The sequence below is a fragment of the Saccharibacillus brassicae genome, assembly GCF_006542275.1.
Taxonomy (GTDB): domain Bacteria; phylum Bacillota; class Bacilli; order Paenibacillales; family Paenibacillaceae; genus Saccharibacillus; species Saccharibacillus brassicae.
Map to the genome: position 1 here is coordinate 1892651 of NZ_CP041217.1, position 25458 is coordinate 1918108.

General features: G+C 61.2%; 15 protein-coding genes. 5 read left to right on the top strand and 10 right to left on the bottom strand.

What is annotated here, in order from left to right; translation table 11 throughout:
• Positions 1-139 precede the first annotated feature (139 nt).
• A complete protein-coding gene (locus FFV09_RS08025; RefSeq protein WP_246098503.1) occupies positions 140-2488 on the top strand; it encodes an O-antigen ligase family protein in 2349 nt (782 codons plus the stop codon).
• A 136-nt stretch (positions 2489-2624) separates the two neighbouring features.
• On the opposite strand, the gene FFV09_RS08030 is transcribed toward FFV09_RS08025, so the two are convergent.
• From FFV09_RS08030 to uvrB, 5 genes are all read right to left on the bottom strand, one after another.
• Positions 2625-5138 carry a U32 family peptidase gene (locus FFV09_RS08030; RefSeq protein ID WP_141447344.1) on the bottom strand — a complete coding sequence of 838 codons (2514 nt, stop codon included), beginning with the start codon at positions 5136-5138 and terminating at the stop codon, positions 2625-2627.
• A 325-nt stretch (positions 5139-5463) separates the two neighbouring features.
• Entirely contained in the window at positions 5464-7365 is a 1902-nt protein-coding gene (locus FFV09_RS08035) for a stalk domain-containing protein (protein WP_141447345.1), read from the bottom strand.
• 13 nt (positions 7366-7378) lie between these two features.
• Positions 7379-8431, bottom strand: coding sequence for a S1C family serine protease (locus FFV09_RS08040; protein ID WP_141447346.1), 1053 nt, complete (start codon positions 8429-8431; stop codon positions 7379-7381).
• A 339-nt stretch (positions 8432-8770) separates the two neighbouring features.
• A complete protein-coding gene (gene uvrA / locus FFV09_RS08045) occupies positions 8771-11647 on the bottom strand; it encodes an excinuclease ABC subunit UvrA (RefSeq protein WP_141447347.1) in 2877 nt (958 codons plus the stop codon).
• Positions 11648-11819: 172 nt separating this feature from the next.
• Positions 11820-13820, bottom strand: coding sequence for an excinuclease ABC subunit UvrB (gene uvrB / locus FFV09_RS08050; protein WP_141447348.1), 2001 nt, complete (start codon positions 13818-13820; stop codon positions 11820-11822).
• Between the two features lie 438 nt (positions 13821-14258).
• Here uvrB and FFV09_RS08055 point away from each other — a divergent pair, with 438 nt between their 5' ends.
• Together FFV09_RS08055 and FFV09_RS08060 are read left to right on the top strand one after the other, a co-directional pair.
• Positions 14259-15038: a flagellar motor protein gene (locus tag FFV09_RS08055; RefSeq protein WP_141447349.1), complete on the top strand. Its 780-nt coding sequence runs from the start codon at positions 14259-14261 to the stop codon at positions 15036-15038.
• Positions 15035-15880 carry an OmpA/MotB family protein gene (locus FFV09_RS08060; protein WP_141447350.1) on the top strand — a complete coding sequence of 282 codons (846 nt, stop codon included), beginning with the start codon at positions 15035-15037 and terminating at the stop codon, positions 15878-15880. The genes FFV09_RS08055 and FFV09_RS08060 overlap by 4 nt, the downstream gene beginning before the upstream one ends.
• A gap of 141 nt (positions 15881-16021) precedes the next feature.
• Here FFV09_RS08060 and FFV09_RS08065 read toward each other — a convergent pair whose 3' ends face one another.
• Genes FFV09_RS08065 through FFV09_RS08075 form a run of 3 tightly spaced genes read right to left on the bottom strand, consistent with a single transcriptional unit; the run spans position 16022 to position 19320 of the window.
• Positions 16022-17197: an ABC transporter permease gene (locus FFV09_RS08065; protein WP_170314963.1), complete on the bottom strand. Its 1176-nt coding sequence runs from the start codon at positions 17195-17197 to the stop codon at positions 16022-16024.
• Positions 17190-18353 (bottom strand): ABC transporter permease, encoded by a 1164-nt coding sequence (locus FFV09_RS08070; RefSeq protein WP_141447352.1) that lies wholly within the window; start codon positions 18351-18353, stop codon positions 17190-17192. Before FFV09_RS08070 ends, FFV09_RS08065 begins: the two co-directional genes overlap by 8 nt.
• Positions 18354-18384: 31 nt before the next feature.
• Positions 18385-19320: an ABC transporter ATP-binding protein gene (locus FFV09_RS08075; RefSeq protein WP_141447353.1), complete on the bottom strand. Its 936-nt coding sequence runs from the start codon at positions 19318-19320 to the stop codon at positions 18385-18387.
• Positions 19321-19522: 202 nt separating this feature from the next.
• Between FFV09_RS08075 and FFV09_RS08080 the strand changes: the two genes are divergently transcribed.
• On the top strand, positions 19523-20770 hold the full coding sequence (locus tag FFV09_RS08080) for a sensor histidine kinase (RefSeq protein ID WP_170314964.1): 1248 nt from the start codon (positions 19523-19525) through the stop codon (positions 20768-20770).
• Between the two features lie 133 nt (positions 20771-20903).
• A complete protein-coding gene (locus FFV09_RS08085; protein ID WP_141447355.1) occupies positions 20904-21656 on the top strand; it encodes a response regulator transcription factor in 753 nt (250 codons plus the stop codon).
• Between the two features lie 192 nt (positions 21657-21848).
• Here FFV09_RS08085 and FFV09_RS08090 read toward each other — a convergent pair whose 3' ends face one another.
• Both FFV09_RS08090 and FFV09_RS08095 read right to left on the bottom strand, forming a co-directional pair.
• On the bottom strand, positions 21849-23702 hold the full coding sequence (locus tag FFV09_RS08090) for a methyl-accepting chemotaxis protein (protein WP_141447356.1): 1854 nt from the start codon (positions 23700-23702) through the stop codon (positions 21849-21851).
• A 292-nt stretch (positions 23703-23994) separates the two neighbouring features.
• Positions 23995-25413: a PDZ domain-containing protein gene (locus FFV09_RS08095; RefSeq protein WP_141447357.1), complete on the bottom strand. Its 1419-nt coding sequence runs from the start codon at positions 25411-25413 to the stop codon at positions 23995-23997.
• Positions 25414-25458 lie beyond the last annotated feature (45 nt).

Here is a 25458-nt window from a genome sequence, read left to right on the forward strand (position 1 = left end):
CGAGTCGAGCACTAAGGAACGAACACCCATTGAACAGATGACTAACGGCTCAACGCTAATCTGGACGCTCGTATCAGCCCTCATTATATTCTTAATCTGGGCGCCTTTCCAGCAGGGATTGTTTAACGGGCAGCAGGCCATGTTCGAGAGGCCGATCTATTGGGCGGTGATCTGGGCGGCTGCGCTGATGCTGCTGTGCGCGGCGGCGTTCGTGAAGCATATGCGCATCACGGATCGCCGGGAGATTACGGCGGTATGGGTATGGCTGCTTCCGCTGACCTACATACTCTCGCTGATCCCGGCTGTTTCGCATTACATGGCGATCGACATGATTCTGATCATGTGCGCCAACGCGGCGTTTTTCTCGATCGGCGTATTCCTGCTTCAGCATCGGGCAGCCGGGCGGGTCATGCGTGCCGCGCTGCTCTGGACGACTTACTTCGTCGTGATCTACGGCTTCATCAACTGGTTCGGCCAGCGATTGTTCGCGGGCAGCCTGGTTGGCTGGTTCACCCATATCGTCAGCAACGGCGTGTACGCCGACGCGGTCATGACGGACTCCAACGGTCTGCGGTTGGCTTCGGTGTTCCAGTACGCGAATACGTACGCCGCTTTCCTGATGGCGATGCTGTTCGCGGTTCTGTTTACGGCCATTCGCTCGGTTAAGGTCTATGACCGGCTGATACACGGCTTCATGCTCGTGCCGATCGTGCTGTCGATCGCGCTCACGCTCTCGCGCGGCGGACTGGTCATGCTGCCGATCGTATTCGTGCTCGTGCTGCTGCTGCTCAAGCCGGCCCGGCAGATCGTCTGGACGATCAACCTGCTGCTTTCGGTAGGCCTTGCGCTGATCGTGCTCAATCCGATCACGCAACTCGGGCTCAGCCTGAACCAGGTCTATAACGGCGCAGACGCGTTCAAGGGCTGGGGCCTGCTGATCGGGGCTTCGGCGGTCAATGCGGCGCTGGTCTGGCTCGTGGGCCGCTACGTGCAGCCGTGGCTGGACACGAAGTTCGCCGGATGGTCGGCGCGCAAAACGGCAAGCCTCTGGCTTCCGCTGGGCGGCGTCCTCGTCATTGCGGTGCTGGCTTTCCTGCTGATCGGAACCGGACTGCGCAACGCGCTGCCGGAAAATATGCGCGGACGCGTGGAGAACATCAACTTCCAGCAGCACAGCGTCCTGGAACGGATTACGTTCTACAAAGACTCGCTGAAGCTCGTGGCCGACTATCCGGTACTCGGCGGCGGCGGCGGGGCCTGGGCAGCCCTGTACGAGAAGTATCAAAACAATCCGTACATCAGCAACCAGACGCACAACTACTTCCTGCAATATTTGGACGAGACCGGTATCGTAGGACTTTTGATCCTGCTGTCGTTCCTCGTTTACGTGTTCTATCAGTATATTCGCAGTTATTACCGGACAGAAAACGAAGAAAAACGACACGCTCATTTCTTCTATTTCCTGATCGCGTTCTCGATTCTGATGCACAGCCTGCTCGATTTCAACATGAGCTACGTCTACATCAGCCTGCTCGTATTCTTTACGCTGGGCGGCATGGCGGCGGGCATCCAGGCCAAGCCTCTGTTCGGGAAAAAGAAAAAGACCGAAAAAGTCGAAGGCGAAAGCAGCGGCACGGGCTTCCCGACGTTGTATGCCGTCGTCGGCAGCGTCGTCGCGATCGTGCTGGTGGTCGTATCCAGCCGTTATCTCGCTTCGATCAAAGCCGGCGAAGAAGCTTCGGCCCTGCTGCAGGGCACGGGACAGATCAATTACGAACAGGTCCGCGAGCCGCTCGACCGGGCGCTCGACGCCCGGCCGACGTACCCGTCGACCGTGTCGCAGCTCTCTTCGCTGCTGCAGGGCGTGTATAACAGCACGCAGGACGTCAACTACCTGGACGAAGCCGAGTCGCGCCTCAAAGCCGCCCTCGCCAAAGAACGCAGCAGCAAAGAACTGATCAACCAACTGGCTTCGGTCTATGCGCTGAAAAACGATGCCAAAAGCAGCTTTATGCTGTATGCGGACAATCTGGATCAATTCGCCTGGGATATGCAGTGGTACAACCAGGTGATCCTGCAAGCTTCCAATCTTGCTTATCAGGCTTTTGGGCAGGGCGACTTCGACACCCAGAAGCTGTATGCCGAGCAGGGAGCGGCCGCCTACGCCAAAATGCAGGCCGGCGTCGAACATCTGAAGACGCTTCCGGAAGGCCAGCTGCAGGGCCGCGAGTTCGCGATCACTCCGCAGTTGACGTTGAATGCCGGCAAATCGAATTATTTGGCGGGCAAACCGGAAGAAGCGGCGACCCTGCTCAAAAGCATGTTGACGGACGACTATGCCAATCCGGACAATCTGGAAGCCGCCCGCTGGTATCTGATCGCGCTCAAAAAATCCGGTCAGACGGATCAGGCGGTGTACGACAAAGTGATCCAAGCCGATTCTTCGGCCAAAGAACAGATCGATACGCTCTCTTCGATCGAATTTTGATCTGCATTTTAATCTCTATTTTGATCCGAAGCCGTTCGTCGTTGCCGAGGGATCGACGGAGGCGTCCAAAGATAACAAAAAGCCGCGCATACAAATGCGCGGCTTTTTTGCGGTCTTTTTCGAACATGGATCCGGCTTACTTCACCAACTGCCCTCTCGTTACCCCAAGCTGATTCGTCGCTTTGAGCTTGCGCCACACTTCGGAACCGCTGATCTGGCCGTTCAGGGCGCGGGTGTACAGGTCGAGCACTTCGTGCACCTGCTCCGGCGTTTCTTCGAGGAACTCGATCCGGTAGCTCGGCACGCCGGCGCTGAGGAACTCGTTCAGATACTCGGCGCCGGACTGCTCGATGGCGTTGTAGACAGTGTTGCGGCAGCCTTCGTCGACGCGGACCGGGTGGGACATGCCGATCCGGTCGCGCAGCGACGCGCGCTGCTCTTCGCAAGGGCGGCCGCAGTTCGTGAAGTCGGTGCCTTCGCTCATGAACGTGCAGTAGACGCAGTGTTCGGTATGGAACATCGGCATATGCTGATGGATGACGATCTCCAGCTTGTCCGTCTGCGAACGGCCGAGCAGATCGACCATCTGCTGGATGTTCAGGTCGTACGACGGCGTAACGCGGTCGAGGCCGGCTTCGAGGAACAAGTCGACGGCTTTGTGGTTCGCTACGTTGAGCGAGAAGTCGCCGATCAGTTCCGGATGGTTCTGATCCGGGTTCTCCTGGCGGTGGCGCAGGTAGTAATACAGGGCACCGGTATTACGGACGAGCACGGCATCCGGCGCAAGACGCAGAATGTTCGCGTGGTAGCCGTTCTCGCCCGGCATGTGAATGCGCGGCGTCGCCAGCGCGATTTGCTTGCCGGCTGCCCGTACGGCTGCGACGGCCGCCGGGAACTGCTTGATGAATTCGAAGTCGGCGTAGATCATGCCTACGCCGGCTTCCAGTGCCGCTTCGACCTGCGGCAGGCTCCGGCACAGCGCCGTGATGCGCGCTTCGGAGCGCTCCATCGGCTGCGCGGGCTGCTTGGAATCGCCGTATACGGCGATATCGCGCTGCACGTAGACCGGCGGCTTCGGACGCTCGCCGGACAGTTCGTCGACGGCGCGGCGGCGCATGGCGTTCAGCTCGCGCATCGGCACGATGACGTCGCCGTGCAGCTGCACGTCCAGCTCTTCCAGCTGGTAGACGGTGCCGCCGAGACGGCCGAACTGCTCTTCCAGAATCTCGTAGCCGAGCGGACGCTTCTTGGCGATCTCAAGTTCCATCTCGGATTCGACGCGCACGGTCGTGCCTTTGTCCGTATCGGTCCAGATCGAGACGAGCGGCTGCCCCGGGTTGCCCATGACTTTGACGGTCAACGGGAACACGCGGTAAGGCTTGTCCGTCTCGTACGTCTGGCGCAGGCGGCGATCAAGCGCGGGGTCGTTCGTCTTCCAGATGCGGTCGCCCACGTGCAGGCGGCGCAGGTCAACGTCATTGCGGCCCGGCACGATGTCGATGACCCAGCCTTGTCCGGCTTCGCCTTCGAGCTTGACGCCTTTGCGGCGCACGTCGTAGACGCGGCCGCCTTCTTCCTTCTTCGTCGGGTCTCCGGCGTCAAACACGATGCCGTCGCCGCGCTTGAGCGGCGCTTCGATGCGGCAGACGACGCCGTCGCGCAAAATTTGTTCCACGCGGCCGAGGTATACGCCGCGGCTCTTGGGAAAAGTGCCTTCCACGAGCTGCTTGTTGTTCGTACCGTCCAGGAAGCCGTGCGTCAGGCCGCGCGAGAAGCTCTGCTGCAGTTCGCGCACTTCTTCTTCCGAAGGCTTCGCGTCGTCGCCGTCGAAATAGCGGTTGATCGCGGCATTGTACTTGCTGACCACGTTCGCTACGTATTCCGGCGTCTTGAGGCGGCCTTCGATCTTGAACGACGTCACGCCCGCTTCGATCAGCTCCGGCATGATATCGATTGCCGCGAGGTCTTTGGGCGACAGCAGGTAAGCGATATCGCCCATCGGCTTATGCTCGCCGTCGACCATCAGGTCGTACGGCAGGCGGCACGCCTGCGCGCACTCACCGCGGTTGGCGGAACGTCCGCCCCACATTTCCGACGTCAGACACTGCCCCGAATACGACACGCACAGCGCGCCGTGCACGAACACTTCCATCGGCAGCTTGGCCTGGTCGCCGATCTTGCGAATCTGCTTGAGGTTGTTCTCCCGGCCCAGCACGACCCGCTCCATGTTGAACGGCTTCGTGAACTCGACCGCTTCCGGCGACGTGATCGTCATCTGCGTCGAGCCGTGAATCGGGAAGTCGGGCGAGATTTCGCGGATCATTTTGACCAGACCCAAATCCTGCACGATGACCGCGTCCACGCCGGCTACGACGCAGGCGTCGATCAGTTCGCGCGCGTCTTCCAGTTCGTTTTCGAATACGAGGATATTGAACGTCAAAAATCCTTTGACCCCGTAGCTATGCAAAAAGCCCATGATTTCCGGCAGTTCGTCCATCCGGAAGTTATTGGCGCGTGCCCGGGCGTTGAATTTTTCGACTCCGAAAAAGACCGCGTCCGCCCCGTTTGCGACGGCTGCGCGCATGCAATCCCAATCGCCGGCCGGAGCCAGCAGTTCGACGTCGCGTCTCGTAATGCCTTGAGTATTCATAACAGTAAGATCCCTCCGCGCGGCCGCTTTTTCCGTCAATGATGCATCTCTGCCCTGGCAGCGGCCGCCGTATAATGTTCGTTCCTTATTCGCATATCCGACAAAAATCCCGCCGGGCCGAACCCCGCGGGAATCATTAGCATCCTGTACACGCACTTCAATTCGTCGCCCAAACTTCATCACGACGTTTATCTCACTTATTTTAACAGACTGTAACCTTCATGCCTACAAGCATTTCGCTCTTTTTCAAAATTTTAAAGACCGGCCCGCCCTCCGGCGGTACCGGTCTTCCCCAATGTCGCGCTATGGATGAGCTATGGATGAGCTATGAACCCGTTATGGATGACTTGAGAAACTTGACCGAGCGCAGCGCGCGTTCGATACCGTCCAGCTGCGGCTGCGTCGCCATGCCGAGATCGATCCGGTAATGAATCCAATACGTCGTGCCGCCGTGCCGGAAATAAATATCCTCGGCCCGGTAAGCATTGCCGTCCGTGCCCGTATACGCGATACGTACGGCCGGAACGCCCGCGAATTCGGTCCGCTGCGGCGCTTCGTGCTTCAGCGTGGCGTCGTCGAGCTTCCAGTCGGCGTAGCGCCGAACGGCCTGGGCCACCGCCGCTTCCGGACCTTCTTCGACATCGGTCAGTTCAAACGAACCGCCCGGCAGGAAATAACCCAGATCGAACTCCGAATCGGCCATCGCCTGCGGCGTCCAGTAAGCCGGCACGCTGATCTTCATCTCGGGCGTGCTTTTGCTTATGTTAAGCGTCTTGTCTTTGAGATAGGGAATCTGTCCGAGCTTGCCGAACGAATCTTCGACGACGCTGAAATCGACTTCCACCGAATCGGCGATCCGCCGGAGCGTCTGCTCCCGGTAAGCCCCTTCCGGCGCGGAGTAGCGCAGCACGTAGAAATGCTCTTTGCCTCTCAGGACGAGCCAGTTCCAGTAGACGCTTCCGCTGCCGAGATTGTAAGTCATCTTCTCGATCCTGGCGTCCTGCCCGGACACTGTCAGCGATTCGCTGACGATCGGATTGAGATACTCGGGCAGGAACAGTTCGCCGGTTCTTTGCTTGAGCAGGTTATGCCAACCGTCCAGCGTCTCGCCCGGTTCGGCCGAAATGACCTGCATCGCCAGGACCGAACCGTCTTCTCCGCCGTATTGGAACAAGCCCGATGCCGCAGGCGACCATTCGGCCGGAATCTTCATCGACACGCCGTAATCGGGCGCCGAGACGTTCATCTGCCCGTCGACGACGGCGGACAGGTCTTTCGTCTGCATCCCCGACGTGGCGAACGAAGTTCGGAACGAATCGAGCAGCGGCGCCCGATCTTCGAAGGCCCGGTAATCCTCGATCAGCGAATCGCCGAGGTAGAGGCTGTAGATGCGCCCTTTGTCGTCATAGCGGCGCGCTTCCCAATAAATGCCGTCCAGATCGCGGCTGATCAACCGCGCGTAAGGCCGTCCGGCGTTCGGGACCGTCCGGCGGTCGACGATCGTCTCGCCGCTGTCCAGCGCTTCCTGCTCCAACTGCTCCAGCAGATCGGAGACGGGCACGGACGTGCCGGCTTCTTCGTCCCAGACATGGATCTGAAGCATGTACGTGCCGTCCGCATCGCCGATCGCCGCCGAATATTCGTCGTCGCCCAATTCGGCCATCGAACCGGCCGGCGAATCGATCGACCAGCCGGCATAACTGCTGCCGACCCGGCCCGTGATCTCTTCCGCGTCTTCTCCCGGCTTCACAGGCTGCCCCGGGATGCCGTTATCCGACTTCAACGTCACCGTGACCGTGCCGGCATTCGTTTTGACCCCGGCGCCCATCAGGTCCGCGACCGGACGCAGCGGTACCATCAGCGTGCCGTTTTTCATGACCGGCGCCGCGGCCCATACCTTTTTGGTGCCGTTCGTCCAGACGGTCTTGCTGCCGATCGTAAACGTCGCGACGCGCGCGCCGTAGCTAACGCGAACGACGTTGTCGCCTTCGAGGCGGCTTGTCGTTCCGAATGCCCGCTGGAAGACGCCCAGCGGAACCATGACCATTCCATTTTGCGTGTACGGCTTCTCGATCTTCTGCTCGCTGCCGTTCACAAGCGCCTTCGTACTGCCGAGGCGTACCTGCAAAGTCAGCGTAACCGTCTCGGCCGCGAAAGCGGGCACCGACGTTCCGATCATGAGCAGCAGCACGAACCACAGCGCGATACTTTTTTTAGCCAGTCTCAACCGCTCTCCTCCTCTACTCGTTCGTCAGCACGATGCGGCGTTCCACGATATCGCCGTCCGTCTGCATAAGCACGCGCACCGTCTGTCCGGGCACGTACGCTTTCATCAGTTCGTTCAAATCGACGAGCGCGGTGATCCGGTGGCCGGCCACGCTGTACAGCACGTCGCCTTCGCGCACGCCCGCTCTGCGGGCTTCGTCCGACATCACTTCGCTGACGGTCAGCGGATCTTCCGAAGGCAGGCCGACGGTGGCCGAAAAGCTTTCTTCGAGTTCAAGGCCCAGCCCGGCGCGAATCACTTCTCCCTGGGCGAACAGCTGCTTCACGATATACTGGACGGTGGCCGCGGGAATCGTAAATCCGGTATTGTCGATATCGACGGCCGCGTATTTCATCGAATTGATGCCGAGAATCTCGCCGCGCATATTGACCAGCGGACCGCCGCTGTTGCCCGGGTTGATGGTCGCATCGGTCTGGATCAGCCGGTATTCCGCGCCGGCCGCGCGGTTCAGGCCGCTAACGATGCCAAGCGTGGCCGAATTGCGCAGCGACAGCGAGACCGGCGTGCCGATCGCAATAACCGGCTCGCCTACGAGCGTCGTTTCTTTCGTCGAGACGAAAGTGGCCGGCTTGAAGCCGGAGACGTTGATCTTGATCAGCGCCAGATCGCTGGTCGGATCGCTGTACACTTCCCGCACTTTGTACGATTTGCCTTCGGACGTGACAACCTGAATATGGTCCATATCTTCCACGACATGCGCATTCGTCACGATCCAGCCGTTCGAACGGATGATGACGCCGGAGCCGTGCGCGAGATCGTAGCCGTCCTCCGCGCTCCCGCTGTCTTCGCCGCCCCAATCTTCCGAAGCGCCGACCGGCACTTCGCCGATAATGCCGACGACCGAAGGCGAGACTTTCGCAATGATCTGCGGAATCGTTTGGGCCGGGGCGGACGATTTTGCGGACGCTGCCGCCGCGGCGTGCGTGTGCGGGGATATCCCCCAACCGCCGATTGCGATCGCGCCCGACAGCAGCAGACCTGCCGCTTTTGTTCCTGTTTTACTCATCTCGTCGACACCCCTCTTTATTCGCAGGTCCGGGTTCCGGCACGGTGAATACGTTCTTTTCGCCCTGCCGGGCAGAACAAGACAGCCGCCATTTGCCGATTTTCTGCCCTACTCGAACTTCTCTCTTCACTTTATTCCATCTTTTAGAAAAATTGAAGACGTTTTTATAAACTATTTTCGCTTGCGGCAGAAAAGAAAAAAAGCGGCCGCCTCTAGGCAGCCGCTTCCGGATCGCGGCGGAACGCCGTTCTTCCGCAATCGTCGCTTGCTTGCATCTTTTTTTCGAATGAATCTCCGGGCGAATACGGTCCGAATACGGCTCCGGATTCAGAAGCGGACTTACTTGTCCGCGGTCTGGGCTTCGGGCTCGGCTTCCTGCCGCGTCCGCTGCGTATCGCGTTCGAGGACCGGAGCCAGGTAATGGCCGGTATACGACCCTTTGACTTTGGACACCTGCTCCGGCGTGCCGGTCGCGACGACGTCTCCGCCTCCGCTGCCGCCTTCCGGTCCCATATCGATCAGGTAATCGGCCGTCTTGATCACGTCGAGATTGTGCTCGATCACGAGGACGGTATCGCCCGATTCGACGAGGCGGTGCAGCACGTTCAGCAGGCGATCGATATCGTCCACGTGCAGGCCCGTCGTCGGCTCGTCGAGGATGTAGATCGTTTTGCCGGTGCTGCGGCGGTGCAGCTCGGAAGCGAGCTTGACGCGCTGCGCTTCGCCGCCCGACAGCGTCGTGGCCGGCTGGCCCATCTTGACGTAGCCGAGACCGACGTCAAGCAGCGTCTGCAGCTTGCGGCTGATCTTCGGTACGTTCTGGAAAAATTCGACCGCGTCTTCGATCGTCATCTCCAGCACGTCGGAAATGTTTTTGTTTTTGTATTTCACTTCCAGTGTCTCGCGGTTGTAGCGCTTGCCTTTGCACACTTCGCACGGCACGTAGATGTCCGGCAGGAAGTGCATCTCGATCTTGATGATCCCGTCGCCTTTGCACGCTTCGCAGCGGCCGCCCTTCGTGTTGAAGCTGAAGCGGCCTTTCTGATAGCCGCGCACTTTGGCTTCGTTCGTCGTCGCGAACAGGTCGCGGATGTTGTCGAACACGCCGGTATACGTCGCCGGATTGGACCGCGGCGTGCGGCCGATCGGCGACTGGTCGACTTCGACGACTTTGTCGACGTGTTCCATGCCGCGAATCTCTTTGTGCTTGCCCGGCTTGACGCGCGCCCGGTTGAGGTCGCGGGCCAGCGCTTTGTGCAGCACGCCGTTGACGAGCGACGACTTGCCGGAACCGGACACGCCGGTGACCGCCGTGAACAGTCCGATCGGCACCTTCACGTTGACGTTGCTCAGGTTGTTTTCTTTCGCGCCGCGGATCTCCAGCCAGCGTTCGCCCGGCTTGCGGCGGCTCAGCGGAACCGGAATGAAGCGGCGCCCGCTCAAATACTGGCCTGTCAGCGAGTCCGGATTGTCCATAACTTCCTGCGGCGTGCCTTCCGCGATGATCCGGCCGCCGTGCACGCCGGCTCCCGGCCCGATATCGATAATATAATCGCTGGCCATCATCGTGTCTTCGTCGTGCTCGACGACGATCAGCGTGTTGCCGAGATCGCGCATATGCAGCAGCGTCTTGATCAGGCGGTCGTTATCGCGCTGGTGCAGGCCGATGCTCGGCTCGTCGAGAATGTAGAGCACGCCCATGAGGCTAGACCCGATCTGCGTCGCAAGGCGAATCCGCTGGGCTTCGCCGCCGGACAGCGTGCCGGCCGCGCGGCTGAGCGTCAGGTACGTCAAGCCGACGTTTTCGAGGAAACCGAGGCGGCTGCACACTTCCTTGAGGATCAGGTTCGCGATCGAACGCTCTTTTTCCGACAGTTCGAGTTCGTTGAAAAATTCCGTCGCTTTGGAGATCGACAGGTCCGTCACATGCGAGATGCTGACTCCCCCGACCGTCACGGCCAGAATTTCGCGCTTCAGCCGCTGGCCTTTGCACGTGCCGCACGGCTTGGTGCCCATGAAGCCTTCGATATATTCGCGCATACTCTCGGACGACGTATCGCGGTAGCGGCGCTCCAGATTCGGAATGATGCCTTCGAACGCGACGGTCACTTCCTTGCTGCGGCCGAAGTCGCCTTCATAGCGGAATTTGACTTTCTGGCCGTCGGTGCCGTACAGAATCTTGTTCGTCTGATCCGCCGTCAGTTCGGACACCGGCACGTTCGTCGGAATCTTGTAATGTTCGCACATCGCGGCGAGAAACTGCGGATAGTAGTTCGACAGTCCGCCGCTCCACGCGGTAAACGCGCCGTCTTCGATCGTCTTGCGCTCGTCCGGTACCAGCAGTTCCGGATCGACGACCATCTTCACGCCGAGTCCGTCGCAGTCCGGGCAGGCGCCGAACGGGCTGTTGAACGAGAACATGCGCGGCGCCAGTTCTTCCATGCTGAATCCGCAGATCGGGCAGGCGAAGTTGGAACTGAACCGCAGTTCTTCCTGGCCCATGATGTCGACGAGCAGCTGTCCGCCGGACAGCTTCAGCGCCGTCTCGATCGAATCGGCCAGACGCGTCTGGACGTCTTCCTTGATCACGATCCGGTCGACGACGATTTCGATCGTATGCTTTTTGTTTTTCTCAAGCTCGATCGTCTCGGACAGGTCGCGCAGCTCGCCGTCGACGCGCACGCGGACGAAGCCCTGCTTGGAAATTTCGGTGAACAGGCTCTTGTGTTCGCCCTTCTTGCCGGAAATGACGGGCGCGAGAATCTGCATCCGGGTCTTCTCCGGGAACTGCATGATGCGGTCCACCATCTGTTCGACGGTCTGCGAAGTGATCTCCACGCCGTGATCGGGACAATGCGGCTTGCCGATTCGCGCGAACAGCAGCCGCAGGTAGTCGTAAATTTCCGTGACGGTGCCGACGGTCGAACGCGGGTTGCGGCTCGTCGTCTTCTGGTCGATCGAGATGGCGGGAGACAATCCGTCGATCGAATCCACGTCCGGCTTCTCCATCTGGCCGAGGAACTGTCGCGCGTAAGCGGACAGCGACTCGACGTAACGGCGCTGGCCTTCGGCATAGATGGTATCGAATGCGAGCGAAGACTTGCCCGAGCCGCTGAGGCCCGTCAGGACGACGAAACGATCGCGGGGGATCGTGACGTCGATATTTTTCAAGTTGTGTGCTCTGGCACCTTTGATTACGATATTTTCGCTTGCCACCGGCCTCAACCTCCACATGAATCATTCTGTTTGTCGACTTGTCCGGCAGAGTGTTTTTGCGATTTTTGTAGAAATGCTCGGCCGGAACAGTCCTGGGTCTTGGGAAAAAGATTGCGCCCGCACGGATGCGGACGCTTGACTGTACGTATAGAGTATAGGGAAAGGCTGCGGGTCACTCCGCGGCGCGGAGTTCCAGCAGGGCGTCGCGCAGTTCGGCGGCGCGTTCGAAGTTGAGGTTTTTGGCGGACTCTTTCATTTCTTTTTCCAGACGCATAACGAGCTTCTCGCGATCTCTCTTCGTCAGCTTCGTGCTGCCGTCGATGCCGGACAGGAAGTCCGCGCCGGTCTCGGCCGCCTTGGTCGCTTCGATGACGTCGCGCACTTTCTTCTTGATCGTCTGCGGCGTCACGCCGTGCTCCAGATTGTACGCATGCTGGATCTCGCGGCGGCGCTGTGTTTCCTTCATCGCCTTGTCCATCGACTCGGTGATCTTGTCGGCGTACAGGATAACCCGGCCTTCCGAGTTGCGGGCGGCCCGGCCGATCGTCTGGATCAGCGAGCGCTCGGAACGCAGGAAACCTTCCTTGTCGGCGTCGAGAATCGTGACGAGCGACACTTCCGGCAGGTCGAGGCCTTCGCGCAGCAGGTTGATGCCGACGAGGACGTGGAAAACGCCGAGCCGCAGGTCGCGCAAAATCGCGATCCGTTCCAGCGTCTTGATGTCCGAGTGCAGGTAGCGGACCTTGATCCCGACTTCCTTGAGGTAATCGGTCAGATCTTCGGACATTTTCTTGGTCAGCGTCGTGACGAGCACGCGCTCGTCCTTCTCGATACGGTCGCGGATCTCGCCGATGAGATCGTCGATCTGTCCGTCCGTCTTGCGCACTTCGATGATCGGGTCAAGCAGGCCGGTCGGCCGGATGATCTGCTCGACCATCGTCGGGCAGTGTTCCATCTCGTACGGTCCCGGCGTCGCCGAGACGTAGATGAGCTGATCCGCTTTTTGTTCGAATTCGTCGAACTTCAGCGGACGGTTGTCGAGCGCCGAAGGCAGGCGGAACCCGTAATCGACAAGCACGTTCTTGCGCGCCTGGTCGCCGTTGTACATCGCGCGGATCTGCGGCAGCGTCACGTGGGATTCGTCGATTACGATCAGCAGGTCGTCCGGGAAATAATCCATGAGCGTGTACGGCGTGGCGCCGCGTTCGCGGAACGTCAGCGGACCGGAATAGTTCTCGATGCCGGAACAGAATCCGACTTCCTTCATCATCTCGATGTCGTAGCGCGTGCGCTGTTCCAGCCGCTGCGCTTCGAGCAGCTTGCCTTCTTCCTTGAATACGGCGAGGCGTTCTTCCAGCTCCCGCTCGATATTCGTGATGGCGATCTTCATTTTCTCTTCGCGGGTGACAAAGTGGGACGCCGGGAAGATGGCGACATGGTCGCGCTCGCCGGTGATCTCGCCGGTCAGCACGTTGATCTCGCTGATCCGTTCGATTTCGTCGCCGAACAGTTCGATCCGCACCGCATGTTCTTCGCGCGAAGCCGGGAAAATCTCGACTACGTCGCCGCGTACGCGGAACGTGCCGCGGACGAAGTTGATATCGTTGCGCTGATACTGGATATCGACCAGACGCGACAAAATCTCCTGCCGGGATTTCTCCATGCCGACGCGCAGCGACAGCAGCAGGTTGCCGTATTCCTGCGGCGAACCGAGGCCGTAGATACACGAGACGCTCGCCACGATGACGACGTCGCGCCGCTCGAACAGCGAGCTGGTCGCGGAGTGGCGCAGCCGGTCGATCTCTTCGTTGATGCTGGAATCTTTTTCGATATACGTATCGGAAGAAGGAACATAGGCTTCCGGCTGGAAATAGTCATAGTAGCTGACGAAGTAGTCAACGGAGTTGTTCGGCAAAAATTCCTTGAATTCGCTCGCCAGCTGGGCGGCAAGCGTCTTGTTGTGGGCGATGACAAGCGTCGGACGGTTCAATTTCGAGATCGTCTGCGCGATCGTGAACGTCTTGCCCGTGCCGGTCGCGCCGAGCAGGGTCTGGTGCTTCTTGCCTGCGTGAATCCCTTCGACCAGTTGTTCGATCGCCCGGGGCTGGTCGCCCTGCGGCGAGAACTCCGAGACGATCTCGAACGGTTTGCTGCTGATTTCAATATCGCTCATTGGCCCTATTTCACCCTCGTCGTTTGAAGTGATAGTATTTGAAGCAGAGAATAAGAAAAAACCGACGCATCGCTTTCGTTTGATACGCCGTCCGGATGCTTATATTGTAAATAACCAGATTTCCGCGCGGAAAACGATCGGCGGTCGGACTCCCCCGGTTCGAAAACGCGGAAAAGGTCCGCCGAGCAACGGCTCAAGGCCTCGCGCGTCGGTCGAAAATAAAGACTGCGTTCGCCTTCCGGCGACCGGACATGAAGTAAAATCCGCTTCGAAAAAGCGGATTCGGGCGGCAGGGACGGAACGTCCTCCGCCCGCCGGCTGCCGGAAGATAAGAATACCTGTTCCCGTTAAGTATACTCTTTTTCCACCCCTGTTGCAATTATTTATGAAAACGGAAGATGCTTATTTCAAGCTTTTGCCGCAGAGAGGAACGAACGCATGGACATCACTATCATTATCGGAATCATTGCGGGATTCGCTGCGCTGATCGGCGGATTTCTGTGGGAAGGCGGACAGGCCGGAGGCCTGCTGCAGGGGGCCGCGGCCCTGATCGTATTCGGCGGAACGGCGGCCGCGGTCGTCATCAGTTTTCCGTGGAAAAGGCTGCGCACGCTGCCCGAGGCGCTGAAGGTCGCGTTCGGCTCGCGCGGCCTGAACGCCGGGGAATTGGTCGAAGACCTGGCTTCCTTGTCTTCGACCGCGCGACGCTCGGGCATCCTGGCGCTGGAGAAGACCGCGGAAACGCACGAAGATCCTTTTATGCGCGAAGGGCTCGGCCTGATCGTGGACGGAAGCGACCAGCCGCTGATGCGGCATATCCTCGAACTCGAAATCGACAAAAAGCAGGACAAGTTCGACGGTTACGCCAAAATTTTCGAATCCGCCGGCGGGTACGCCCCGACGATGGGCATCATCGGAACGGTCATGGGACTCATTCGCGTACTCGGCAGTCTGACGGAACCGGCCAATCTGGGCTCGTCGATCGCCGTCGCTTTTATCGCCACGCTGTACGGGGTCGCCAGCGCCAACCTGATTTTCCTGCCGATCGCTTCCAAGATCCGGGCGCGCGGCGAAGAGGAGGTCCAAGTGATGGAGATGATGCTCGAAGGACTGCTTGCCGTTCAGAACGCGGAGAATCCGAATATGGTCCGCAAAAAACTGTCGACCTACCTCGACGATTATGAAGACGAAAGACCGGTTGGAGCGGATCGCCGATGAGCAGACGCCGCAGACGCCGCAACGAAGGCCCTTCGCATCAGCAGGAACGCTGGCTGATCACGTATGCCGACCTGTTGACGCTCCTGCTTATCTTTTTCATTATCATGTACGCGGTCAGCACGATCGATGCGGAAAAATACGAAGCCGTCTCCGGTTCGCTTCAGACGACGTTTCAGGCGGGCAGCAGCATTCTGGACGGCGGACCGAAGATCACCGGACAGCAAGGGCAGCAGACGCCCGGCAGCGCCGGGAACGGCTCGGGCGCTCCGTCCGGCGGCGGGGACGCGCAGATCGCGCCGGACCCGGAGACCGAACCGACGGCGCGCGAACTCGCTTTTCGCGAGCAGGAACGCCAGTTGGCCGGTTTTCTGGAGACGATCGAATCCTACGTGGCGGACAACAATTTGCAGGACCAGATCTTCGTGGCCGACAAGCCGCAGGGCATCTCGATCACGCTGAGCGACCGCTTCCTGTTCGACGTCGGCCAGGCGCAGCTGAAGCCCGGCGCCGCCGGCATCCTGGACCGGCTGTCCAGCCTGTTCGGCAGCATCGACGCCGCGATCAGCATCGAAGGCCATACGGACAACCAGCCGATCCGCGGCGGACGTTATACGGACAACTGGGAGCTGTCCGGCGACCGGGCACTATCGGTACTGCGCTACTTCATCGACAACCGCGGCCTGAACCCGACGCAGTTCCAGTACGCCGGCTACGCGGACACGCGCCCGGTCGGCGACAACGCCACGCTTGCGGGCCGCCAGCAGAACCGCAGGGTCGAGATCACGGTGCTGCGTCAGCTTCGATCCGACGGAACGACGGCGCCCGCGGCTTCGGCCGAGTGATTCCGGCAGAACGCGTGACCCTCTTTTGATTTATAGCCCGCTTTTCCCGGACTTCTGTCCCACACTGCCATGAATGAGCACAAAAAAGCACCCGGCAGCCTCCGCATTTGACGCGAAGGCCGACCGGGTGTTTTTGTGCGTTCAGGCCGCGCTCTCGCCCGGCTTCAAGATGACCGAGCCGATCGCAAGCAGCACGAACGCCATCAGCAGCAGGATAAGCAGCGGCAGAGCCGCTTCGCTCAAGCTGCCGCCGTCCGCGATCCGCTGCACGGCTTCGATCGCCCATTTCTGCGGCACAAAGTTCGATGCGGTCTGCAAATATCCCGGCATGATCGAGATCGGCCAGAAGCAGCCGCCGAGCATGCAGGTCGGCGTAATGATCAGCGTGTTGAGCATCGGCGCATTGTCCGCGTTGCGCACGAGGCCGGCTACCGCGCTCGCAAGGCCGATCGTCACGAGCATGAACGCGGTCAGTACCGCGGCATGCAGCCAGACCGGCACGCCGTAATCGTAGCGCAGCAATCCCCGCGTCACGAGCAGCAGCAGAGCGATCTGAAGCCAACCGAGCGCGAAGCAGCCGAGAAAATTGCCCAGCGCGATCTGCAACGAACTCGTCGGTGCGGTATAGACGCGCGCCATCGTACCCTGCCTGCGGTCTTCGAGGATCAGCGATACGCAGGTGCCGGACAAGCCCATCAGGAACAGCAGCGTAAAGCCGATTACGTTGTTCAGTCCTTGGCGCGGATACAGCTGTTCATCGGTCAGCACCGTCTTCACCGCTTCGCTGCCCTGCGCTTTGAGCAGTTCGGCGAAGCGGGTCTCCGCCGACATCCCTCCGGCCGCGGCGTTCCCGCTTTCTTTTTCCGCAGAACGAATCAAGGCCGCCGCATCCGCCAACCGTCTGTGCTGCCCGTCCAGCGTCAGCTTCAGCAGAATCGAATCTTCGGTCGGATTCAGCTGGTAGTAGATCGGCGCGGCCGAACCTCCGCTCAGCAGCGAACGGCTGTAATCGGCCGGAATCACGATGCCGAACGCCAGATCCCGGTCGGTCACGGCCTGCCGGAGAGTCTCTTCGCCTGACGCCTCGCTCAGCTCCCTGTTCTCCCGCTGCCCCAGTTCGCCCAGCAGACGTTCTCCCGCCGGCCCCGCGTCCAGATTGACGTATCCGACCGGCGCGGGCGGCGACGAAATTCCGCTGCCGAGCAGCCCGACTGCGCCGGAGACGATCGCTACCGGCAGGATCAGGTACGAGAGTACGCCCCTGAAGCTGCCGAGCGCCCGCCGAATCAAATTCCAGGCCATCCATACACTATTCATACGCGTACCCCTTTCTGGCATAGATCGCGAGCGCGATCGCAAGCACGCCGACGCTGACTGCGGCCAGGATACCGATCGACGCGCCGACGTGCGCGGACGGTTCGTGCAGCATCATGCGCAGCATGCTTTCCGCGGCCCAGCGGTTCATCGTGAAGTCGCCCAGCCGCTGCAGCCAGCCTTCGAACGGCACGAAGCCTCCGCTGAGAAACGTCATGCCCACGATCAATCCCTGAATGATCGAAGCGCTCTGCGCCTGCGACGTCGTCAGGAACGTGACCGCGATCGACATGCCCATCGTGAACAGGATCATCAGCAGGCATACGCCGATCAGCAGCAGCGGCTGTGCGCCCCAATCGACGCCGAAGACCCATTTGGACACGAGCACGATCGTCAGCGCCTGCATACCCGCTACCGCGCCGGCCGCGGCCACTTTGCCCGCGAACAGATACACCGGCCGAATCGGCATCGCATACATGCGCTGCAGCGTCCGGTTCTCCCGTTCGCCGTACAGGCTGCTGCTCAGACTGAGTCCGGCGTACATGACGAACATGATCAGCATCGACGCCGCGTAATATTGAAACGCCGTATAGCTGGTCCCTTCGGCTCCAAGCGCGCCGCTCTGCACCTGCGAAGCCGGAGCCGGCAGCTGCGCGTACGCCTCAAGCACCTGCGGGCCGAGCAGCCCGGCTGCCGCCGAACGATCGTTGATCGCGTCGACGAACGGACGCAGCACGTTTTCGGCGACGCGGTTGTCGGATTGGCTCTTGCCGCGGATCAGTTCCAGCGAGCTTGCGCCGCCGGACATGACGGCTCCGTCGAAGTCCGCAGGCACGACGAGTGCGTAATCCGCGGTGCCGGATCGCAGCATGCTGTCCGCCTGCGCCCGGTCCGCCGCTTCAACGACGTCGATGTAAGCGGCCACGCCCGCTTCCGCCAAATAACCGTCCACCAGCGGCGAGACTTCGCCCTGCACAAACGCGAGTCTCACCGGCTCGATGTTCGCGTCTTCGGTATTGCCGGCGTCGGTCACTCCCGCAAGCGCCGTGCCGAGCAGGAAAATAATAATCAATGGCAGCAGAAACAAATTGATCGGCACCGTCCGCATCCTCAGCGTTCTTTTTAACTGGTGGAGCGCCACGACATAAAAAGTTCGCATTCCGTTTCTCCTCCTCTTCCGTTTCTCAGCTTCAGTCTCTCAGCGTGCGGCCGGTCAAATTCAGAAACAGCGATTCGAGGTTCGGCGCTTCGCATTCGAGCGAGGCGATCAGCGCTTCGTGCCGCGCGCAGATGAACAGCACATCCTGCAGGCTGCGCTGCGCGGAAGGCAGATAGAGCGTGATCCGGTCGCCTTCCGCTTCGACGGCTTCGATGCGCGGATGTTCCTTGAGTTCACGCAGCAGCTCGTCCGTCACCGGCGAAGCCTGCAGCAGAATCCGTTCCTGCTGGGCCGCCCGCTCGCGCAGCTCCGCCTGGCTGCCGGAAGCGATCAGATGCCCGCGGTCGACGATCGCCACCCGGGAGCTGACCGCTTCAACTTCCTCCATGTAATGGCTCGTATAGACGATCGTCGAGCCCGCCCGGTTCAGCTCGCGCACCGAATCGAGGATATGGTTGCGCGACTGCGGATCGATACCTACCGTCGGTTCGTCCATGATGATCAGCTTCGGCCGGTGCATGATCGCGCAGGCGATATTGAGCCGCCGCTTCATGCCGCCCGAGAACGTCGCCGGCAGCTCTCTCGCCTTGTCTTCGAGCCCGACGAATTCCAGCGCTTCCCCGACCCGCTGCTTGAGCAGGGCGCCGCGCAGGCCGTACAATCGCGCAAAAAACGTCACGTTTTCCGCGGCCGACATTTTTTCGTACAGCGCCAGGTCCTGCGGCACGAGTCCGAGCATGCGCTTGACTTCGATCGGCGACTTCCGGACCGAGATGCCGCCGACGCGGATCTCGCCGCTGTCGATGCCGATCAGCCCGCAGATCATGCCGATCGTCGTGCTTTTGCCTGCGCCGTTCGGCCCGAGCAGCCCCAGCACCTCTCCTTCTTCCACGTTCAGACTCAGATGGTCGACCGAAATGCGGCTGCCGTAGCGCTTCACCACGTCGTTGATTTCGATAAAAGACATTGCCTCGTTCCCCTTTCGTTATGCCCGTTGCTTCGGCTTATACTCGCATTGTACGTAGGTTCGGCGCCGCTTGCAGGTACAAAAAGTCATGAGTTCAAAACCAGGCATGACCAAAGTCACCTCCGTCTTGGCCGGGTACGCATGCTATAATCGGAAAAAGGCGCGCACGGCGTCAAACTGCGAACACGGGAGTGGAGGCCAAGTGAAGTTTGCGATACGTGGAGGCTTGATCTTCGTCTCGGCGGCGGCTGGCCTGTACACCGCGCAGCCCGGCGAACTGCCAACGTATACGACGGGCGTGCTGGCGTTCGCGGCGCTGACGGCGGCGGAACGCTTCGGCCTGCCGGACCGGCTGCGCATCGCCCTGCATGCGGCGCAGCTTCTGTGCGCGTTCTGGCTGACGGAGCGGTTCGGGCCGGCGATGCTGTTCCTCTCCCTGTCGAGCCTGCCGGGATACCTGCGCAGCGGGACGGTTCCCGAAGGGCTGCTGGCGGCTGCCCACCTGCTGGCGCTGAATCTGGCGCTGGCCGGCGCAGACGTTCCGACGCGGGTCAACGCCAATCTGGCTTTTCTGCTGAGCGCGGGCCTGCTTGGGCTGCTGGGCGGCAGCGAACGGAGCGAACGCGAGATCCGGCGGCGCTACGACGGGCTGCGGCTGCGCCATTTTGAGCTGCACGAAGAACGCGAGCGCCTGGCGGCGTTCGCGGCGCGGATCGAAGAGGAAGCGCAGGACGAAGAGCGCGTGCGGATCGCCCGCAAACTGCACGACGATATCGGCCACCGGCTGATCCGTATCAAAATGATGATGGAAGCGGCGCTGCATATCCTGCCGACGGAACGCGAACGGGCCGCGGCGATGCTGGAGCAGATTCGCCGGCAGCTCGAAGAGAGCATGGAAGAGATCCGGCTGTCGGTCAAAAAAGGCACGACGGCAAGCCGCGCCGAGCACGAGTACGCGCTCGACCGCCTGCTCGGCGAGACGGGCGAGCAGGCCGGTATCCGCACTTCGTACCTGATCCGCGGCCTGCCTTACGCGCTGTATCCGAGCTACCGCGTGACGCTGTACCAAAATGCGCGGGAAGCGCTGACCAACGCGCTGCGGCACGGCCGAGCCGACTACGTCGAACTGACGCTCATCTACGAGCCGGACGCCGTCGTGACGGAGATTCGGAGCGGGCGGACAGACGACGCGGACGTGCAGCGTTTGGAAGCGGTGCAGCGGGCGGACGGCGCGCAGCGGGCAGACGATGTGCCGCTTCAAGTGCCGGCTGCGGAATTTGCGCGGCAGAAGCGGGCGGAGCCGGAACGGACGAAGATTCGTCCGGGCATGGGCATACGCGGCATGGCGGAGCGTACGCGGCACCTCGGCGGCGAACTGCGGATCGAGCCGGGCCCGCCGTTCACCGTGGTGACCCGGCTGCCGGTCCGCGTTCATAAAGCGGCGGAATGAAGGCGAACGCGCGCCGCGAAGCGTGCAGCGAATAGCTCGGCGCAGAATACAGTGAAGACGACAGCGAAGACGCTGACAAACAAGGCGCAGCCGGCGGTCATTCGCCGCTGGCTGCGCAAGAGGAGGAAACCGCATGATCCGGCTCATCATCGCCGACGACGATATTTTCATCCGGGAAAGTCTGCACATCATGCTCGGCATGGACCCCGAGATCGAGGTCGTGGGGTCGGCCGGCAACGGCGAAGAAGCACTTCAGCTGCTGGAGCAGGGCATAGCGGCCGATCTCGTGCTGATGGACATCCGCATGCCGGTATGCGACGGCGTGGAAGGCACGCGGCAGATCAAGTCGCGCTTCCCGCATGTGCGCGTGCTCGTGCTCACCACGTTCGACGACGACGAATTCATTGCCGAAGCGATCCGCGGAGGCGCGAGCGGCTACCTGCTCAAAAATATTCCGCCCGACCGGATTATCAAAGGCATCAAAACGGTGCACGAAGGCAGCATGCTGATCCATCCCGATATCGCGGCCAAGCTGGCGGGACTGCTGGCGCCTCCTGCGTCACAAAAAGCTCGGATGGCGGCGCAGGCTCCCCATGCCGCTGCGGCCGGCGCAGTTCCGGCGGTTCAGGCGGTTTCGGCCCCGGCGTCAGAGGCGTCCGAAGCGCGGCACGCGGCGGACGCGCGGGCACGGCTGGCGGAGTACGGGTTGACTCCGTCGGAATGCCAGGTCGTCGGCCTGATCGCCGAAGGACTGTCCAACCGCGAGATCGCGGGCCGGCTGTACCTGAGCGAAGGCACGGTCAAAAATTACGTCACGGAGATTCTGTCCAAGCTGTCGCTGCGCGACCGGACGCAGATCGCGATCTTTTATTTGCGCAGACGGTAGCGGTTCGGGGGGAATCTTCGTGAGAAAAAACGGCAGAACAAGTTCCGGAACAAAGGCCGGAACACGCGCTGGAACAAGTCCCGGAACAAAGCTCAGCAAAAAAGCCCGACGCCCGGAAACTTCCGGATGTCGGGCTTTTTGAGCGGGGCGCTTAGGCATGGATAGACCGGGCAATCGGCGGGCCGAGCGCGGTCAAGCGACCGGATTCCAGTTGGCGGCCGGGGCGTTCGGCTCGCGCGTGCCGGCATCGTCGGCCGGCTCCGCCTGCGCGCCGAACGTTTCGCGCTCCAGCCGCTGCGCTTCGGCGGCTTCGGCAGGCGAAGCGGCGGAAACTTCCGCCTGGTCCAGCTTGAAGCGGGCAAGCGTGCCCTGCAGCTCTTCCGCCAGCTGCGAGAGGAACTTCGCCGAACCCTGCACTTCTTCCATCGTGGACAGCTGCTCTTCGCCGGCGGCGCTGACTTCTTCGATGCCGGCGGCTCCCTGCTGGGCAATCGAGCTGACTTCGCGCATCGCGTCGGCTACCTGCGTTGTCTGCTCGAGCAGCGTATCGATCAATTCGCTCGCTTGGCCGGTCTCCTGGGCCACACCCGAGACCGAACCGCGGATTCGGCCGAACACTTCCGAGATCTCCCGGCCGCTCTCCACGCCGAGCTTCACCCGCTGCGCGCCTTCGTTCAACGAGTCGACGGCCGCTTCCGATTCTGTCTGAATCGCCGCGATGATCTCGCTGATCGTGCGCGTCGATTCGGCCGAGCTTTCCGCCAGTTTGCGGATCTCCTGGGCGACGACGGCAAAGCCCCGGCCGGCTTCTCCGGCTCTTGCCGCTTCGATCGAAGCGTTGAGCGACAGCAGATTAGTCTGGCGCGCGACCTGATCGATCAGTCCGGCGGCTGCGCCGATCTCTTCGGAGCGGCGGCGAAGTCCGGTCACGACTTCAAGCGCCTGCGTCACGCTGCGCTCGATCTCGTTCATACGGCCGATCGTCCTGCGCACTTCCTCGCTGCCGAGTTCGGCCGCTTCGTTGGCCAACCGGACAGAATTGGCGATGCCTTTGCCGTTTTGGTCCAGCAGACGCATATGGTTCTCCATCTCGTCCACGAAGCCGCTGACGCCGGCGATCGATTTGGCCTGCGTCTCGAAGCCGTCCGTCAGTGCCGCCGAAGAAGTCGCGATATGCTCGGCCGCTCCGGTCGTCTGTTCCGCGCCCGCCGTAAGCTGCTGCGAAGAAGCGGACAGCGTAACGGCACTCTCGTCGATCCGGCGGACCATGTCGCGCAGCCCGTCGATCATCCGGTTGAACGACAGCGTCACCTGTCCGATCTCGTCGCGGAACAAATACGTGCCCTGCACGCTGAGATCTCCGCTCTCGGCTTGTTCCATCATCTTCTGCATGCCGCGCAGCGGACGCGCGACGAGGCGGGCGATCAGCAGCCCGCCGCCCGCGACCAGTAGCACGCCCACGGCGATGCAGACGAGGATCAGCAGCGTCGAGCTCTGGGCCGCTTCCAGCGAAGCGGCATTGTTGCCCTGCGCTTCTCTGAGCAGCTGCGAGTTCAGCTGGTTGACGGTCCGGTTGACCTCCTCGCGGATCGGCTGCAGTTCCGCCTGGAACAACCGGTACGCTTCTTCGCCCTGATTGCGCGATGCCAGATCGACGATCCGCGAACGGACGTTGAAATACTCCGGCGTCAGTCCGTTATAGGTATCGTACAGCGCTTTGGCGTTCGGACTCAGCGCCGTCTCTTCCAGCGCCGCGTACGCCATCGCGTTGCGCGCCGTGCGATCGCTGATGCTCATCGACAAATTTTGGTTCGCCGTATAATCCTCGTTCAAAATCATCTCCATGACGTAAGCTTCGATCGCGCTGTTATTGGAGCTGACCTGTCCGATCGAGTTCAGCGACAGCACGTTGTTCCGATACATGTTTTCCGATTTTTCGGCCATCGTCTTCATTGCGGAAAAACCGGTGTACCCGACAACCAGCAGCATGATTCCCGACAGCAGGGTAAGCGCCAAAATTTTAGTTTGAACCTTGAAGTTTCGCATTTCGTTCACCGCTTCCTCAACTAGTCTGAAAGTCTCTCTGTTGCTCAATTTTCTTCATTCTATCAGCTTCCCGTAAATTCTGTGCATGGTTTTTATGAATAAAACACCCTTTTTTGTGACTTTTTCTGCGTAAGCGGATACATTTGACCTATTCATACATAGGCCGAAAGGATCATGTCAGTTATAATCCGTTACTCTGCCGAATACAGCAAAAAAAGACGGAATTCCCGCAGCGGGGAATTCCGTCTTGTGTGGATCGAACCTATATCCGTGTCATGAGGCACCGCCGGATTCAATCGGCTTTCGAAGAAGCGGCCGATACGTCCGCAGCTTCATCCGCCGGGTCCGCGGCAGCCTGCCCGGACGTCTCGCCTTCCGGACCGCTTATCGACCGGGCGCCGTTATCGGCGGCAGCCGGGGCCGGCGGCAGAAGGGCGGGCGCCGCGCCGGCGCGGCCCTGCTCGGCGTGCACGCTCCACAGGCCCGGCAGCGACAGCGGCCGGTACGGCTGTTCGGACAGCGAAGCGTCGTCCGGCGCGAACACGAACCCCAGCTGGTGATGGTCGCCCGCATAGATCGGGCGCTGGAGAAACTTGCTGTCTCCGCGGCGGTTCTCCACCTGCAGCTTGCAAAACGCCGAGTTCATGCGCAGCGCTTCGTGCATCTGCTGCTCGGTGAAGACCGGGCTGCCGTTGACTTTGAGCAGCGTCTCGCCCGGCAGGATGCCCATGTCCTCGGCCGGACTGCCGGGCTGGACGGCCAGGACCTTGAGTCCGCGGCCTTCGTGCGCGTACATCGCCTGCTGGCCGTCTTCTTCGCGGACGCCGTCGCGCAGCAGCGCTTCGCGCAGGGCGATGCCCGCGACAGCCGCGATCAGCGTCATCGGCGGCCAGAAGACGGCGCCGAACGCAAGCGCCAGCAGCGCCGCGCCGAACATAAGCCCGCGCCGCGCCGCGCGGGCGGCTTTGCGCTCCGGCAGCAGCGTCCACGTCGCTTCCGCCATGCCGAACATGACCGGCAGCGCCAGCAGCGTGTAGCCGGCCGCCTCCGGCAGGCCCAGCCAGCCGTTCAGCGGCGGCTGCCACGGCAGGGTGCCGATCGGGCCGTTCTCCGACGGCACGAGCAGCAGCGTCGGCGCAAGCCACAGCATGCGCAGGACGTAAGCCCCGACCGGACGGCCGCGCTTGCCCGGTATGTAGGTCGGCAGGGCAAACGACTTGCCCTGCCAGGCGATCAATCCGCTCTCCGCCAGATGCAGCAGGGCGGCCAGCACGAGCAGCGCGGGCACGTTCAGCCCTTCGACGGCCGCGAACGCCGTGCCCCAGAAGCCGCCCTGCGGCAGCCCGGGAACAAGGCCCAGCACAAACTGCAGCGCGCCGAGCGCGCCGACCGCATACGCGAAGTTCGCGAAGCGGACGCGGATCGCGAGCAGGATCAGGGCCGTGACCCATACGGCGGTCGCGCCCTGCGGCGTCAACGTAAAGCCGAGCCCGGCCAGCACCAGCGACACGGCCGCGCCGGCGCATAATCCGCCGAGCAGCGCACGCGCCGCAAAGCCGCCGTATCCGTGCAGCCGGATATGAAACAGCTTGCGCTCCAGCAGCCCCTGACGACGATAATATAACAGCAGGATCAAAAGCCCCGCCCAATAGAAAGGCTGAATCACAAGTTCCAGCAGTGCCGACAGGATGATTTCCAGGTATGCGTTCATCGGTTTCTCCTTTTCGTCCCGCTTCTAAAAAAAGAAGGCTCGCGC